Source organism: Enterococcus sp. AMC1157 (genome assembly GCF_058216555.1).
Genome location: NZ_CM177099.1, coordinates 974,916 through 990,847 on the forward strand (window position 1 = coordinate 974,916; position 15,932 = coordinate 990,847).

The 15,932-nt window shown below is 35.4% G+C and carries 16 protein-coding genes and 1 other RNA gene; 7 read left to right on the top strand and 10 right to left on the bottom strand.

The genetic code is table 11. The features are described 5' to 3' along the window. Positions 1-2 precede the first annotated feature (2 nt). Complete coding sequence (locus AC4BBX_RS04730; RefSeq protein WP_490455298.1) at positions 3-1,265, top strand: BaiN/RdsA family NAD(P)/FAD-dependent oxidoreductase; 1,263 nt, start codon at positions 3-5, stop codon at positions 1,263-1,265. A gap of 326 nt (positions 1,266-1,591) precedes the next feature. On the opposite strand, the gene ybaK is transcribed toward AC4BBX_RS04730, so the two are convergent. Genes ybaK through AC4BBX_RS04745 form a run of 3 tightly spaced genes read right to left on the bottom strand, consistent with a single transcriptional unit; the run spans position 1,592 to position 4,030 of the window. Beyond that, positions 1,592-2,083 (bottom strand): Cys-tRNA(Pro) deacylase, encoded by a 492-nt coding sequence (ybaK, locus tag AC4BBX_RS04735; protein WP_490455299.1) that lies wholly within the window; start codon positions 2,081-2,083, stop codon positions 1,592-1,594. An 11-nt stretch (positions 2,084-2,094) separates the two neighbouring features. After that, a complete protein-coding gene (aroD, locus tag AC4BBX_RS04740) occupies positions 2,095-2,844 on the bottom strand; it encodes a type I 3-dehydroquinate dehydratase (protein WP_490455300.1) in 750 nt (249 codons plus the stop codon). A gap of 16 nt (positions 2,845-2,860) precedes the next feature. Then, complete coding sequence (locus tag AC4BBX_RS04745; protein WP_490455301.1) at positions 2,861-4,030, bottom strand: class I SAM-dependent rRNA methyltransferase; 1,170 nt, start codon at positions 4,028-4,030, stop codon at positions 2,861-2,863. A gap of 416 nt (positions 4,031-4,446) precedes the next feature. Between AC4BBX_RS04745 and AC4BBX_RS04750 the strand changes: the two genes are divergently transcribed. From AC4BBX_RS04750 to AC4BBX_RS04760, 3 genes are all read left to right on the top strand, one after another. Next, positions 4,447-6,597 (top strand): LTA synthase family protein, encoded by a 2,151-nt coding sequence (locus AC4BBX_RS04750; RefSeq protein WP_490455302.1) that lies wholly within the window; start codon positions 4,447-4,449, stop codon positions 6,595-6,597. 121 nt (positions 6,598-6,718) lie between these two features. Beyond that, positions 6,719-7,471 carry a hypothetical protein gene (locus AC4BBX_RS04755; RefSeq protein WP_490455303.1) on the top strand — a complete coding sequence of 251 codons (753 nt, stop codon included), beginning with the start codon at positions 6,719-6,721 and terminating at the stop codon, positions 7,469-7,471. Next, positions 7,447-7,929 carry a hypothetical protein gene (locus AC4BBX_RS04760; protein WP_490455304.1) on the top strand — a complete coding sequence of 161 codons (483 nt, stop codon included), beginning with the start codon at positions 7,447-7,449 and terminating at the stop codon, positions 7,927-7,929. Before AC4BBX_RS04755 ends, AC4BBX_RS04760 begins: the two co-directional genes overlap by 25 nt. Positions 7,930-8,002: 73 nt before the next feature. Here AC4BBX_RS04760 and AC4BBX_RS04765 read toward each other — a convergent pair whose 3' ends face one another. From AC4BBX_RS04765 to AC4BBX_RS04775, 3 genes are read right to left on the bottom strand one after another with little or no spacing between them, the layout of a single operon-like run. Then, positions 8,003-9,448, bottom strand: a complete 1,446-nt coding sequence (locus AC4BBX_RS04765) for an ATP-binding protein (protein WP_490455305.1) — start codon at positions 9,446-9,448, stop codon at positions 8,003-8,005. Beyond that, the gene (locus tag AC4BBX_RS04770; RefSeq protein ID WP_490455764.1) at positions 9,448-10,161 is read right to left on the bottom strand and encodes a winged helix-turn-helix domain-containing protein; all 714 of its coding nucleotides are present in this window, start codon (positions 10,159-10,161) and stop codon (positions 9,448-9,450) included. The genes AC4BBX_RS04765 and AC4BBX_RS04770 overlap by 1 nt, the downstream gene beginning before the upstream one ends. Further along, positions 10,142-10,492: an SdpI family protein gene (locus AC4BBX_RS04775; RefSeq protein WP_490455306.1), complete on the bottom strand. Its 351-nt coding sequence runs from the start codon at positions 10,490-10,492 to the stop codon at positions 10,142-10,144. Before AC4BBX_RS04775 ends, AC4BBX_RS04770 begins: the two co-directional genes overlap by 20 nt. A 177-nt stretch (positions 10,493-10,669) precedes the next feature. On the opposite strand from AC4BBX_RS04775, the gene AC4BBX_RS04780 reads away from it, so the two are divergent. Next, entirely contained in the window at positions 10,670-11,440 is a 771-nt protein-coding gene (locus AC4BBX_RS04780; protein ID WP_490455307.1) for a Cof-type HAD-IIB family hydrolase, read from the top strand. A 56-nt stretch (positions 11,441-11,496) separates the two neighbouring features. Here AC4BBX_RS04780 and AC4BBX_RS04785 read toward each other — a convergent pair whose 3' ends face one another. Beyond that, positions 11,497-11,784 carry a hypothetical protein gene (locus AC4BBX_RS04785; protein ID WP_490455308.1) on the bottom strand — a complete coding sequence of 96 codons (288 nt, stop codon included), beginning with the start codon at positions 11,782-11,784 and terminating at the stop codon, positions 11,497-11,499. A 122-nt stretch (positions 11,785-11,906) separates the two neighbouring features. On the opposite strand from AC4BBX_RS04785, the gene AC4BBX_RS04790 reads away from it, so the two are divergent. Beyond that, positions 11,907-12,233 (top strand): helix-turn-helix domain-containing protein, encoded by a 327-nt coding sequence (locus AC4BBX_RS04790; RefSeq protein WP_490455309.1) that lies wholly within the window; start codon positions 11,907-11,909, stop codon positions 12,231-12,233. 101 nt (positions 12,234-12,334) lie between these two features. On the opposite strand, the gene ssrA is transcribed toward AC4BBX_RS04790, so the two are convergent. The 3 genes from ssrA to AC4BBX_RS04805 form a co-directional block, all read right to left on the bottom strand. Further along, positions 12,335-12,701, bottom strand: a transfer-messenger RNA (tmRNA) gene (gene ssrA, locus AC4BBX_RS04795). 363 nt (positions 12,702-13,064) lie between these two features. Then, entirely contained in the window at positions 13,065-13,526 is a 462-nt protein-coding gene (locus AC4BBX_RS04800; protein ID WP_490455310.1) for a GAF domain-containing protein, read from the bottom strand. Between the two features lie 19 nt (positions 13,527-13,545). Continuing rightward, positions 13,546-14,199 carry a winged helix-turn-helix domain-containing protein gene (locus tag AC4BBX_RS04805; protein WP_490455311.1) on the bottom strand — a complete coding sequence of 218 codons (654 nt, stop codon included), beginning with the start codon at positions 14,197-14,199 and terminating at the stop codon, positions 13,546-13,548. A gap of 428 nt (positions 14,200-14,627) precedes the next feature. Here AC4BBX_RS04805 and AC4BBX_RS04810 point away from each other — a divergent pair, with 428 nt between their 5' ends. Next, on the top strand, positions 14,628-15,926 hold the full coding sequence (locus AC4BBX_RS04810; protein ID WP_490455312.1) for a murein hydrolase activator EnvC family protein: 1,299 nt from the start codon (positions 14,628-14,630) through the stop codon (positions 15,924-15,926). Positions 15,927-15,932 lie beyond the last annotated feature (6 nt).

Here is a 15,932-nt window from a genome sequence, read left to right on the forward strand (position 1 = left end):
GTATGGATACGACCTATGACGTAATTGTTGTTGGCGGTGGTACTAGTGGTATGATGGCGACAATCGCAGCAGCAGAGAACGGTGCAAAGGTATTATTAATTGAGAAAAATAGAAGATTTGGGAAGAAATTGTTGATGACTGGCGGTGGACGCTGCAATGTTACAAATAACAGGGATGTGGAAGATTTGATTCAACACATTCCCGGTAATGGAAAATTTTTGCATAGTACATTTGCGCAATTTAACAATCATGATGTAATGGCATTTTTCGAATCTCAAGGAGTTTCATTAAAAGAAGAAGATCACGGCAGAATGTTCCCAGTGACGAACAAATCAAAAACGATTGTTGATGCTTTAGTGAATCGAATCAAAGAATTAAATGTGACGATTGCGACAAATACTGTCGTGAAGCAGTTATTATTCGATTCGGAAATTAAAGGAGTCAAAACAGAATTTGAAGAATTTTATGCTCCTTGTGTTATTTTAACCACAGGAGGTCGCACCTATCCTTCAACTGGTTCGACTGGTGATGGCTACCGTTTAGCTAAAAAAGTCGGACACACGGTGACTCCTTTGTACCCAACGGAATCAGCGTTAATCTCCGAAGAACCCTTTATTCAAGAAAAAATTTTGCAAGGAATATCCCTGCAAGATATTGAACTTTCAGTGGTTAATCAAGCAGGAAAAGTTGTGACCATCCACAAAATGGACTTATTATTCACTCACTTCGGTGTCTCAGGTCCAGCGGCATTACGCTGTTCTTCTTTTGTCAATCAACTATTAGAAGAACAAGAATCGGTAACTGTCATTTTGGATTGTTTTCCAGATAAATCGGAATCCCAGTTAACACAAGAAATTCAACAAATCATCACGGATAACAAAAAAGTTTTAAAAAATGCATTAAGTCCTTTTTTACCTGAACGCTTATTGCACTTTTACTTGGAAAGATTAGATATTGCCGACTTACCAGCCAATCAATTAACTGAAGACCAATTGATACAAATTATCGAATTATGGAAAGCCTTTCCGATTCAAATCGTCAAAACTTTTCCAATTGAAAAATCATTTGTCACAGGTGGCGGGATTCATTTAAAAGAAATCAATCCAAAAACTATGGAAAGCAAAGTCATGCCTGGGCTTTTCTTCGGTGGAGAATTGATTGATATCAATGGCTACACTGGCGGATTTAATATCACGGCTGCCTTTTGTACTGGACGATCTGCAGGCACTCATGCCGCAGAAGTCGCTTCGTATTATCAATATTAGTATATAAAAAATCGACCCAAGTTTGATGCGAGAACTTTGCAAAATCTTTGGTCGTTTTTTTGTTTTTTGTGGATAAAAATTAAGTTTTTGCCTCTTTGGTTTTGGTTATGGGGCATATTTTTGAGGTTTGCACTTTTTTCGACTAATTTTGGTGCATACTTTGAGCTTTTGCACTTTTTTCCCCTAAATTCAGTGCATGATTACCATTTTTGTACTTTATTGCAACGTTAAGAGCATATTCTTCAGCAACAGTTCTATTCAACTATCGTTATCAAAAAATCCAACGATAATCAGAAGCTTTTTTGCCTCTGTATCGTTGGATTTTTTTAATTCATTAGTTCCTCGGTGATATCAACAAACTCTCCACGAACGACTTTTGCCAAATCTTTTGGAGCGAGCTCCATTTGTAATCCTCTTCGTCCTGCTGAAATGGTTATGGTCGCAAAAGTGGTTGCTGATTGATCAATATAAGTGGGAAATAATTTTTTCATGCCAATTGGTGAACAACCGCCACGAATATAACCAGTGGTCGTTTCTAGGTCACGTAAATGGAGCATTTCCACTTTTTTATTGCCGCTTGCTTTGGCAATTTTTTTCAAATCAAGTTCTTTGTTGGCCGGAATTACAGCAACTAAGGGGCCGTTTTTATTGCCCACTGCCACCAACGTTTTAAAAATATTCTCGGCTGCCAATTGTTTTGCTACTGTATCGGCACCTAAATGATCTTCTTTCCATTCGTACTCGTGTTCTGTATAAGAAATTTTTTGTTGCTCAATTAGTCGAATGGCATTGGTTTTTGTGACTTTTTTCTTTGCCATTTTTTCACTTCCTATTTTTCTACTTGTAAAAGAGTTAGAATTCGATCCAGTTGTTCCACTGGGATTTGTCCGGGTGCAGAGGCTTCTTCTAAGGAGCCGAAAGTAAAGACTGAACCAGTAACTTCACCACTGATTCGGGTCACTTTCCCTAAATCACCCATCGCCATAACCGCTAAAGGCATTTCATGGAAGCCTCGAACCTTGCTAACCAAACCCATGATCCTTAAAACGTCTTGTAATTGTTTAGGCATCGTAGCAATTTTACCAATATCCGCACCTAATTGTTTCATGACATTTACTCGGAAAACTAGGTCCCCATCAACTGGTGTCTGCTCAAAATTATGGCTACTCATGACGATTTTTGTATTAGCTTCTTTTAAAGACTGCACAAAAGCTCGTCCTAAAAATTCAACTCTGGCTAATTCTAAATCAACCATATCTACGCCCTGATTAGCGACTACTAGGTACAAATCTCGATAAGCACCTAAACTAATTGTTTGCTCTCCCCCTTCTTCTTTTGTACGGAAGGTAAACAACAATACTTTATCTGTCAAAACTTCTTGGAGTTCTTTTAACACTTCAATGACTTTTTTTGAATCTGTTCCCTCGTTAAAATAATCTACACGCCATTCTACAATGTCTGCCGGCGATTCATTTGCTTTTTTTGCTTGTTCAATTAAAGGCTCTTTTGTCGCTCCCATAATCGAAACACAAATTTTGGGACGGCCTTCGCCAATCGTTATATTTTTTATTTGTAACAAAAACAACACCCCCTGTTTATTTTTGAATCTGATAGAAAAATACTTTTAAATAATTCCCTTCAGGAAAGCCTTCATAAACGGCAAAATCTGCGGGTAACTGAGCTTCTCTAACTTTTTGATACCGAACGTTCTTTTTATCTAAAGCTTCTTCGATTGATTGTTGGAATTTTTTTGCCGATAAATTAGCCGCATTGGTCGAAGCAACGATTGTTCCTTGATCGTTTAAAATGTCTACACTATCTTCAATTAATTCGCCGTAGTTTTTGGAAACACTAAACACTTTCTTCTTATTTCTAGCAAAGCTTGGTGGATCTAAAATAATCAAATCAAAAGACAAATCTTTTTTCTTAGCATATTTAAAATATTCAAACGTATCCATCACATGAATTTTTTGTGCTTCCAAATCTAATCCGTTGACTTCAAATTGTTCTTTTGTTTTGACTAGACTACGTTTGGCTAAATCAACACTAGTTGTGGACAAGGAACCACCCATGGCAGAAGCTACCGAAAAGGCACCCGTATAACTAAACATATTTAAAACTGACTTCCCTGATGCAAAGCCTTCTGCTAAATAACCACGAACTTCTCGTTGATCAAGAAATATTCCTGTCATCAATCCTTCGTTTAAGTAGGTTGCGTAGGTGATACCATTTTCTTTGATTAATAAAGGTTCTTGAGCATCGGTACCATACATTTTTTGGCTTTCTGGTAAATCAGAGTCAAAACGAATTTTTTCATAAGCACCTTGAATTTCTGGAAAAATCTTTTGAAAAGCTAAAACAATTACTTCTCGTTGAGCATAGAAAGTTTCGTTATACCAAGAAAAGACAGCGAAATCACCATAAATGTCAATAATTAAGCCACCCAGTTCATCCCCCTCACCATTGACTACTCTAAAAGCTGTCGTCTGATCATCAAAATAATAAGCTTGACGCTTTCCTTTAGCTTGAGCCAATCGTTTCTCGAAAAATTCTTGATTGATTGGTTCGTTTTTTCTCGTTAATACCCAACCAATTCCTTTATTTTGTTTTCCTAGATAACCTTTTGCGACTTCTTGATTGGCTGAATCTACAAAGGTCACCCACTCTGTCGTATCAATTGGTTGCATTAAATCTTCTTTTTGTACTAGAGGATAATTTCTTTTTATTTTTTTTACCGCTTGTTGGGTAAGTTTTACTTTAGTCATATTTTTGCACCTGCTTCATTCTCATTACCTGTAGTATAGCAAAAATCACTTCCTTTGTCTGTTCACTTCAAATCTAAAGGAAGGATTCTTTTCTATTCTATAAGACAATTCATCGGCACTTGAAACTTCTCGAACAAAGCATCCAACTATGAAATTCACGAAAGCCTTTACAGCTTTCGTGAATTGAATTTTCTGTTTCTGATATCGACTAATGACACTAAACTTTCTCAAGATTTTATCTCAGAGCTTCCTTGCTAGCACTATCCAATTATGAAAATTCGCAAAGAAAACGTTAAGTTTACTGGGGATGTTAGCAATTTCATTGACACTATTATAGGTACCTAGTAAAATGTAACAGACTATTGAAAATGATGAAAAATACTTTCATATACAATAAGAAAGAGAGGTTTACTCACTTGAAACACTTAAAAGCACCATCTTTTTTTAATACGCGCTTAGGATTTTTCAGCTTGTTGGCTGTTTTATTTTGGTTAAAAAACATTGTAGCTTATTTAACAGAGTTTAACTTAGGGATTGAAAGCCCCATTCAATATTTTATTTTGTTCATTAATCCAATTGCCACAACGCTGTTATTACTATCAATTGCGTTGTATGTAAGAAGAACAAAATTATCTTATATAGCAATGATGTTTATCTACTTAGTAATGACTATCTTACTATTTTCAAACATCGCCTATTACCGCGAATTTACTGATTTTATTACAATTAATACAATGCTAGGAGCCGGCAAAGTTTCCGAGGGTCTGGGACAAACGGCATTAAAACTCTTTAAACCTGCTGATATTTTTTACTTTATTGATTTTATCCTATTAACCGGAGCATTGATGAGTAAAAAGATTAAAATGGACGAACGCCCTGTCCGTGCCAGAATGGCCTTAGCGGTTTCTACTTTAGCCGTCATGATTTTCTCAGGAAATCTATTCTTAGCTGAAACAGATCGTACTGGTTTATTAACTCGAACTTTTTCTAGAGATTACTTAGTTAAGTATCTAGGAATTAACGCTTTTACTGTTTATGATGCGGTTCAAACTTATAAGACGACTCAAGTTCGAGCAGAAGCAAGTCCCAATGACATGAAAGAAGTCGAAGATTACGTTAATGATCATTATGTTGCTCCAAAAGATGAATTATTTGGTCTTGCAGAAGGACGTAACGTGATTTACATTCATTTAGAAAGTGTTCAACAATTTTTAATTGATTACAAGCTAACAGATGAAGATGGTGTAGAACATGAAGTTATGCCATTTGTGAATAGCTTGTTCCATGACGATAGTACCTTTAGTTTTGATAACTTTTTCCATCAGGTCAGAGCGGGTAAAACCAGCGATGCTGAAACATTGATGGAAACTTCTTTATTCGGATTGAACCAAGGAGCTTTCTTTACTCAATTTGGTGGGAAAAATACCTTTGAAGCAGCTCCAGATATTTTAAAACAAACAAAAGATTATACGACTGCGGTTTTCCACGGGAACTCAGGAAACTTCTGGAACCGAAATGAAGTATACAAACGTTTTGGTTATGATTATTTCTTTGATGCTTCATATTATGATGTCAATGAAGAAAATTCCTTCCAATACGGATTACATGACAAACCGTTCTTTGAACAATCTGTTCAATATTTAGAACGTCTGCAACAACCGTTTTATTCAAAATTTATTGCTGTATCTAACCACTATCCTTATTCTGAATTTACTAATGAAGAAGCTGGATTCCCAATGGCAAACACACCTGATGAAACGATCAATGGTTACTTTGCCACTGCTAATTATCTAGATACTGCCGTTGAAGAGTTCTTCAACTACTTAAAAGAAGCTGGTTTGTATGACAATTCTATCTTCGTTTTATATGGAGATCACTATGGTGTATCAAACGGACGTAACCGTAACTTAGCAGAATTGGTTGGTAAATCGAGTGCAACTTGGAACGACTTTGATAACGCACAAATGCAACGTGTTCCTTATATGATTCATATCCCTGGGCAAGATAAAGGGGGAATCAATCATACCTATAGTGCACAAGTTGATGCAATGCCAACATTGTTGCATCTATTAGGAGTAGATACACAAAACTATATTCAACTAGGTCAAGATTTATTCTCTGATGAACGTCAAGAAATCGCCGTTTTCCGTGATGGAGCTTTTGTTACTCCGGAATATACTTTCTTTGGCGGTACCCTTTACAACAACAGTAATGGGTTAGCTATTAGAAATCCTAGTGAAGAATTACAAGCTGAGATTGAGCGATTGCAACAAATTGCTAATACGCAATTAGAAATGTCTGACAAGATTAACAATGGTGATTTGTTACGATTCCATACAAACAGTGGCCTAACCCCTGTTAATCCTAGCGACTTTAGTTACAAAAATATCCTTCAACAAATGATGGACAAAGAGTATGAACTTGGTGAAAATTCAACCAGCGTCTTTTCTCAAAACGGGAACCAAACAACGGTTGATTTATATCGTACACAAACTTACCAAGAATACCATCCTGAACTAGTTATCGAAGAAGATGAAACACTAGAAAGTTCAGAAACTGAACAATAATTCAAAGAAAACCCCTCAATTTTTTCACAAAATTGAGGGGTTTCTTTTTTTTGCTATAAGATGTTCATAGTTTTTTCAAATTCCTACTTTATACTTAGTGTTAGAAAGTGAGGGAAGAATCATGACAAAGTATGCATTTGCTAGTATGACTTATCATAAACGCATGACCGGTATTTATATTCTGCTATTGATTGTGACTGGCAGTGTCATTTTCCTTTCCAACAGTCTGGCTCAGTTAATTCCAGTCATTCGAGAGCAGATTGCTAACTTCTTATCGATGGCTGGTTACCAAGAAGAGCAACAAACTATCTTACAGCAAATAGAAGAACCAAGCCGACAGTTATTAAATGTCTATCATCAAATACGCATAGTCGGTTGTACAAGTTTAATCGCCTTTCTTTTTGTTTTCTTTACCCTTTGTCAACGTAAAAAAGAAGCGGAACTTTCAAGCTGGTATCATTCTGGTAGTTCCATCTCAGGGTGGATTCGTTTAAACTTAATCGAAGCACTTTTAGGCTTTGGATTTGTCCTTTTGTTTTTTATCGTGGGACTAATCATTTTTCAAAAACAAATTGCTAACCTAGTCTTGATGGTCCATATGCAAATCACAGATCATTTTTTTGGTTCAGCTATTAACATTCAATTACTAGAAGATACGAATCTCGAACGCTTTTTGATCCGTTTTCCGACAACCAATGCTGCCTTTTTTAGAACCTTGAACATTACAGACAGAGAATGGCTACGTATTATGGGAACTGCTTTTTGGCAAACGGCTTATGGATTATTCGTAACGATTGTTGCGATAAATCTACCAACTAGTTCAATTTACAGTCTTTGGAGGTATCATCGATGGAATCATCCTTCAGTCGATTAAATCAGTTAAATTATGGCTTTTATCTTGTAAAAATTACACCCGATTGGCAGGAGTCTGAAAATATGCTAAAAGAAGTGGGGCATATTTATGAGGATTGGCAGCTCCTTCCTTTCCTAAATGTGAAGGATAATATGTTAATAGAAATAAAGCGAGCTCAAAAAATCAAACTTCCCCACTATTTAAAATTGTTTGATTTATCTCTAACGGTTTTAAGCACTTCAATTGAAGAATTAACGCCTTTAGAAAAAATCAAATTACAAATGATTCGTCAGCTTTTACAGGAAAAAGGGATTTTATTTCTTCATGAATGTTCGGGTTACTTATCTGTGCAGAACATTCAATGGTTGCTCCCTTTCTGTCAGAGAATTGCACAGTCCAAACACTTAAAAATTATTTTGTTCAGTTCTGATGAACAATTAGCAAATACTCCTTACATTGATCAAGTTTTGCAAGTCTAAAGTAAAATGAAAATTATGATATACACAAAAAATCCAAAGACTATCGATAGTCTTTGGATTTTTTTGTCATGTATCATTCTTTAATTTCAATATCTGGGAAAGTAATCGTAAACGTAGTACCTTTGCCTAACTCACTCTCTACATCGATTCGACCTTTATGCAGACGAACGAGTTGCTGAACAATCGGTAATCCTAAACCAGATTCACCAAATTTTCGATTTTTTCTTGAAGGATCGGCTTTATAATATCGATCCCAAATATTAACTATTTGTTCTTCATTCATCCCAATACCAGTATCAGAAATTTGGACAATGGTTTCCAGATAGCCTTTTTCAATTTTGACACGAATTTCTCCGTCTGTTGTAAATTGAATCGCATTTTGGATAATGTTCACCATGATTTGTACAAATCGATCATAATCTGCAAAAACATCAATATCTTCTGCTGTTTCCAAAATCAATTGATTGTTTTCGGCGGCAGCTTTTGCTTTTAATTGAGTCACAATCATTTGTAAAGCTTCCGTTGCATTAAATTTTTTGACTACAATTGAAATTTGATTCGTACGTATTTTTTCGTAATCTAAGTTTTCACTTACTAGACGGATTAAACGTTCAGTTTCATTTTTCATTAATCGAATCGCATTTTCTTGTTGATCTTCAGGAATTGCATGGTACTCTAAGCCTTCTAACAAACCATTAATAGTGGTCAAAGGTGTCCGCATTTCATGAGAAGCATCCGCCATAAATTGCCGACGACGTTCCTCTTGCCGTTCAATCTCTTCATGAGATTCCTTCAAAGAATTCGTCATATGGTTAAAGTCTTCTGCTAATTCATCAAACTCATCTCGATTATGCACAGGTAAAATACTATCAAAGTTCCCATTAGCTACTTCTTTTGTTGCCCGTTTCATGCGATTGATTCTTCGTACTTGGAAGGTAGCATAAATATAACTAATCACCAGTGCCACAATGCCTGACAAGGCAAAGCCTTTAATTAAGTTAAAAGTAAACTCATTTGTTGTATCACGTACATTTTGAGCCGGTTGAGTGACAATCAAGGTTCCAAAGAAATTGCTGTTCACATTAAAAGGTAACATCGTATAAGAAGTTGTTTCCTTTTCACCAAAAATATTAAAGGAATCAGTAAATTGTTGTTGTTGCCCTTCTTGAATACTTTCCCAATTGCTTGCATCTGGAAAAATAATTGGCTTGTCCACATGCACAGGATATAAGACTTCTTGGTCAGCTTTTAGAAAGATAAAAGTGACATTTTGCGGATTAAGGGTTAATTCAGAATAACTTAAGGCGGTAATCAAGTCACTCTCTAAATCAAAACTTGGGTTCATCTGATTACGCATTGTCACCGCTTCTCCCACGGCTTTGGCATAACCATAAAGTTGCTTGTAATTATTTTCCTCAATCGTTGTTTTCGTCATTTGAATAAAGGAAATCCCTAAAGTCATTAAGGTAATAAAAATAACGATCCAAAAGGCTAAGAGTTGTTGATATAGATAACGCATTAGGCAACACCAGAGTCATCAAATTTATAGCCTACGCCCCAAACGGTTTGAATCACCTGTGGTCCTACTTTTTCAATTTTTTGACGCAATTTTTTAATATGGGCATCAACTGTCCGCTCATCGCCAAAATATTGATAATCCCAAACAAGTTCTAATAATTGTTCACGAGAAAATACCTGACGAGGTTTGTTTGCTAAGGTGTGCAACAAATCGAACTCTTTAGGGGTTAAACCTTCGATGGCTTCACCATTTAGATAGGCTTCTCTGGTTTTCACGTTCATTTTGAAATGCTCTGTTTCAACGTCAAAACTTTGATTATCCTCTGTAGTTGGTACTTTCTCAACTAGTTCACTACGACGATGCAAGGCCTTGATTCGAGCAATTAAAGTCAACGGACTAAATGGTTTTGTGACATAATCATCTGCTCCCATTTCAAGACCAATCACTTGATCACTTTCCGAGTCCCTAGCTGTTAACATAATAATTGGTACATTACTAGACACTTTACGGATTTCTCTAGCCACTAACATCCCATCCATACCAGGCAAGTTCAGGTCAAGAGTAATCATGTCCCATTTATTAGGTTCTGCTAAAAACGTATCTAGCCCTTCCTTCCCATCATACTTAAATGTTGCTTCCCAGCCTTCATTTAAAAAAAACATTTGCATCATTTCTGCTACTGATTCATTGTCTTCAATCATTAAAATATTCATCATTTTCACCTCTACGTTCTTTATCAAATTGCTTTAATTTTGTCTCAATCAAGCCAAACATTGGCGCAATAAACCAAGGGACGGCTAGCATTTCTATAATAAAAAAATTCGTATTTCCAGTTGACTTTAATAAAAAACCAATAATTGTCATCACTGCACCAAATAATAACAAAAAGCGACTGCTAATTTTTTGGGCATAATTCCAATTTTCTTCCGATTCTTTAGATAGTGGTGTGCGATAACCGTAAACCAAATTATCACTTTTTGCGGGGAAAATAAAAAACGCTCCACCAATTACTAAAAGAATACTTCCTAGATATAAAAAAATCATACTGTCACTCCTCTTCACTCTGCTATTAGTATACTCGAAATTTTCTCCCTAACCAATAACTTCACACTTAATTCAACAATCCTTTGTGTTTTTTTCAATTTTTGCTATGATTGTAGTAGTTAAACTAAAATCTAGGCTCACAAGTTTGAGCTTTTAATCAACAAAGGAGATTTATTTATGAATTACCAAGCACTTGCTTTTTTTGATCTAGATGGAACACTTTTAGATGGTCAATCTAAAATCACACCAGAAATCGCCCAAGCTATGGCACAATTAAAACAAAACAACGTACTACCAGTGATTGCTACAGGAAGAACAGAAGCTGAAATCTACGAAATTCGTGAAACAGCTGGCATTACTTCTAATATCGTGATGAATGGTGCCTTTATTCGTGTTGACGGCGAAATAGTTTATAATGAAACAATTGATCCAAAAATTTCTGAACGAATGATTAACGCCGTTCGTGACAAGAAACATTCACTGTCTTTTTATAATCCATCTAATTATTGGTCAACTCATCATGATGATAATACGGTAAATGCGTATGGTCATATTAAAAGTCGCTTACCAGAAATTAATCCTTTAGGCTATCAAGATACAGATGTAAATATGTTGCTTGTCTTGTCTCAAGATGGTGATGAAGATTATCATGCTGCTTTTCCTGAGTTAACTTTTTATCGAAATGGTCCTTTTTCTATTGATATCGTGAATCGAGGAACTTCAAAGGGAACAGCAATCAAACGTCTTCAAAAGATTATGAACTTAGAAGATGTTCCTACTTTTGGTTTTGGCGATGGCAATAACGACTTTGCTTTACTAGAAGCTTGTGATAATAAGATTGCCATGGGGAATGCTGTTGCAGGCTTGAAAGAAATGGCTGATTTTATTACCAAACCAAATACCGATGGCGGTATCATACACGCCTTAAAACATTTTGATTTGATTTAAAAAAAATAAAATCTGACGAAGTAGTTCACTACTCGTCAGATTTTTTTATTCAAGATTCATTTGTTTGTATCAATATAATAAATATAACATGGCGCCCCTGCGGCCCAAGCTCCTATATGACTGCTCAGTAATTGTTTCCCAAATTCTTCTTCCATCGCAGAGATTACAACAAAGATATTAGGTTTATACACATCAGACAACCACACTTTTCCTTTATTAACAAACTCTTTGGCATCCAATGTCGTCACTTCTCGAATTTGTCGAACTTCTGGATTTGGAAAATAGCCCGAAAGCTCTGCTAATTTTTTCTTAGCCACTCGCTGTTGAAATAAATTATTAATCATACCAACCGTCCCCCTCCTTCTACCTCTATTTTACTTTATCTAGAAGAGCGCTTCAAGGCGATGGGAAGAATGTCAACGTTAAACAATGATATTATTTGTACAAATGATGGAGGTGGCAAAATATGTTGAACGAAAAACTTGCCAAGCATATTCGATATTGTAGAACCACAAAACAAATGACACTGACTGATTTATCTCAACACTCTGACATTGACTATACCTACCTTGGCAGAGTTGAAAGAAATGAGATAAATATCACGATAAATACCCTAGAGAAAATTATTCGTGGATTAGATATGGAATACGGTGAATTTTTTGGCTTTTTAAATTTACAAGACGATGATCCTGAATTATTCGACTTGGTTCAAAGAGTAAAAAAAACAGCACATAGAGAAAAGAGCACCCAATACTTCAATTACTTTTGGAATCTGACTGACCCATTGATATAATAACTATAACTTAACTTTTATTTAGAAAAATATGGGCAAATAAAAAAGGCGTTATATCAATGATATAACAACCTTTTTTAAGTTCATACTAGCAAATGCCTGTATGGAGGCGAGGGGAATCGAACCCCTGTCCAAACACATCGCTACCTAAAAATCTACGTTCATAGTCAGCTCCATTTAAAAGATTCGCTTGATAAATCGCCGAGTGACAGGCTATCTATTTCGCTAGTCTGATGTTCTCTTTAAGTTCTTGCAGACGGAAAGAACTTACGTATCCCACTTAGAATAGGACCCTTACCCGAGCACATGGGCGATGCCGGGAGGATCTACGTTAACTGTTTTTAGGCAGCTAAAGCGTAAGTGTTATTGTTTTTAGCAGTTATATTTAACTGTAACGTTTTAGCGTAGACGTAACCTACGAAACGCAATTCAGGCTCGAACTATGCCTGTCGAATCCGTAACGCCCCCTTTATTAAAAAGGGGTATCACTACCAATAATTATTATAGCACACTCATGAATAAATTCAATCAAAATGTACTGACCTGTCTTGACTAATCCTCTGTCATAAATGTCTTTTTTTATTTGCAAAACTGTAACAAAAAAAAACAACCTGTAATCGTTTTTCATGCTACCATTATATTAGAAGGAGGCGATATACATGGCAGATTTTTTCTTTGTACCATTTGACTGGTTATATCGTATTATCTCAGGAAATGGCAATTAGTTCTTGCTATACATAAAAAAACTCAGATAGAAAGTACTTGCAATGGAGAATCTTCCCCTAAATTGGTATCAATATGCAAGAAACTTTCTATCAGAGTCTTTTTTTCCTATTTAATTGTTAATAACAATTCTACATATTTTTCTAAAAATTCTTGGTCAATTTCATCGTAACTATCAGTTAGCCCACTATCAATATCCAATACTCCGATTAACTCTCCATTTTTTACCATGGGAACAACAATTTCTGACATTGCTGCTGAGTCACAAGAAATATAATTTTCATGTTCTTTTACATTGCCTACAATTAAAGTGATTCTTTTTTCTGCGGACTCTCCACACACACCTTTTCCGAGCTTGATGCGTGTACAAGAAACTTTCCCTTGAAAAGGTCCTAAAATTAGTTCCCCTTCATCAAATAAATAATATCCTGCAAAAACTGTATCTTTTAACGTTTGATTTAATAATGCTGAGGAGTTTGATAAACTAGCTACCCAATTTGATTCTGATTCTAACAGACCCTTTTGTTGTAATAATAACAACTCATACATTTCTCGTTTCGTTTGTGACATGACTGCTACCTCTTTTCTATTATTCTTGAAATTGAAATCTATATCCTCTTCCGTGAATGGTTTTAATATAATTAAAGGAACGTTGATTTAGTTTAATTTTTCTTCGTAAATTTTTAATATGAGTGTCAATGGCTCGATTCATTCCTCGTTGATTGTTTAATAGTACCAACAATTCATCACGAGAATAAATACGATTAGGATGTTGCATAAAATGTAACAACAACTGATACTCAGATGCGGTCAATTCAACTTTCCTATCTTCTACTCGAACTTGCTTTGTTTCTGGCTCTATCAAAATTTCTCCTTCATTAAAACTCAATACATCGGGTAAATTTTGCTTCTCTATAATTCGTAGCACGGCTTTCACTCTTGCCAAAATTTCCTGATCACTCAAATGAACTGACCAAATTGCATCAATGCCATCTTCTAATGAAGTAATTCTCTCTTCTTCTGTTAAACAGTCATCTAATAATATATACCAAATTTTGTGTTTGTCTTCCATTACTTGATGCCACTCATAATTTGAAAACTGATCTGGAAAAACAATTGTTACATCCTGATGTTGTTCTATGTGACTTGAAACAAAACTGGTCGTAGACAGCAAGTTTAGATTCAGCAATTGCACTAATGGTTCTAACCGTTCCTTTTCATTAGATAATAGTTGGATTTTCACTTTGTCTCACCTTATTTCTTTTAATGTATTTAAATTTTCTAAAAACGAAAATTTAAGTTTGATTGAAATTGCGGATACCATCTCACTAGCTTGGAGTTCCTAGTAAGTGAGACTGGCAACCTTATTTCTTTTAATGTATTTAAATTTTCTAAAAACGAAAATTTAAGTTTGATTGAAATTGCGGATACCATCTCACTAGCTTGGAGTTCCTAGTAAGTGAGACTGGCAACCTTATTTCTTTTAAAGTACTACTATTATACTATGAAGAATGGTTTTATAAAATAACTTAATATGTCAAATCTGTCAGATATATTTCAAACAGATTAAAAGTTGCGAAATTCACTATCTTTTTCGATTTACTCACACTTACCTCACAATTATCGATTATATTGATTAAGGTAACAATTATAAAAATTGTGAGGTTATTTATGATTAAGTTAAAGAAAGCTACATCATTCCTATTACTGAGTACGTTTTTGCTAGCTCCAGTATCTACTTTTGCGAATGAAATAGACGATAAAATTAAAGCTCAGGATCAAAAAATTGAAGCTCTAGAAAATGAGCAACAATCAGCTGAAACTGAATTAACAAATATTCAAACTCGAATTTCTGAAGTTGAATTCGAAATTGAAGAAGTTCTTGCTTCAAAAATTGAAGAAGAACAACGCTTAAATGAATTATATGATGAAATTAAAGATTTGGAAATTGCGATTGAAAATCGTTCAGAACGTTTGAAACAACAAGCAGTCAACGTTCAAACAAATCAAAGTACAGATAATTTCTTGGAAGCTATTTTAACTGCAGATTCTCTTAATGATGCTTTGAGTCGTGCTGTTGCCTTGACAACAATGGTCGGTGCAAACAACGACATCATCAAAGATCAACAAAAGGATCAACAAAAGCTTGAAGAATTATATGCAGAATCAGAAGCACGTTTGGAAGCAATTGAAGAAAAAAGTGCTCAATTAAAAGTGATGCAAGAAGAATTAGTTGAAATTCAATTGTACCAAGAAGTTTTGATTAGTGACTTAAAAGCTTCTGTAGCAACTGAAAAATCACAAAAAGAAAAATTCATTAAAGAAAAAGAAGAAGCTGAGCGTAGACGTCAGCAACAATTGAAAGAACAAGCGGAGCAAAAAGCTAGAGAAGAAGCTGCTCGTAAAGCATTTGCTGAAGAACAAGCTAAAGCAGAAGCAGCAGCGGCTGCCGAAGCTGCTCTTGCGGCACAAACAAATGCAGTTCAAGCTCCTGCTACTAACACTTTAAGTGCTGTTGTTGAAGAAGTAGTTGTTCAAGAAACACCAGCTGCCTCTGCTCCATCAACAAATTCTTCTGGTTGGATTTCACCAGTAAGTAGTATCCAAGTTTCTAGTCCTTATGGTATGAGAGCTAACCCAACTGGAGCTGGAACAGAATTCCATGATGGCATTGATTTAGTAGGTTCAACTGGAACACCAATCTTTTCTGTACAATCTGGAACAGTTGTTCAAACTGGTTTTGATCCATCAGGTGGTAATTATGTAATTGTTGATCATGGAAATGGTTATTATTCACATTATCTACACTTAAGCAGTATTTATGTTTCAAGTGGTCAATCAGTAAGTCAAGGAACTACTGTTGGTGGTATGGGAACTACTGGACGTTCAACTGGAACACACTTGCATTTCGGTCTAGGTACAGGTGTTTGGAGTGGTTTTGTTGATCCAGCACCATTTATCGGAGCATGATTAATC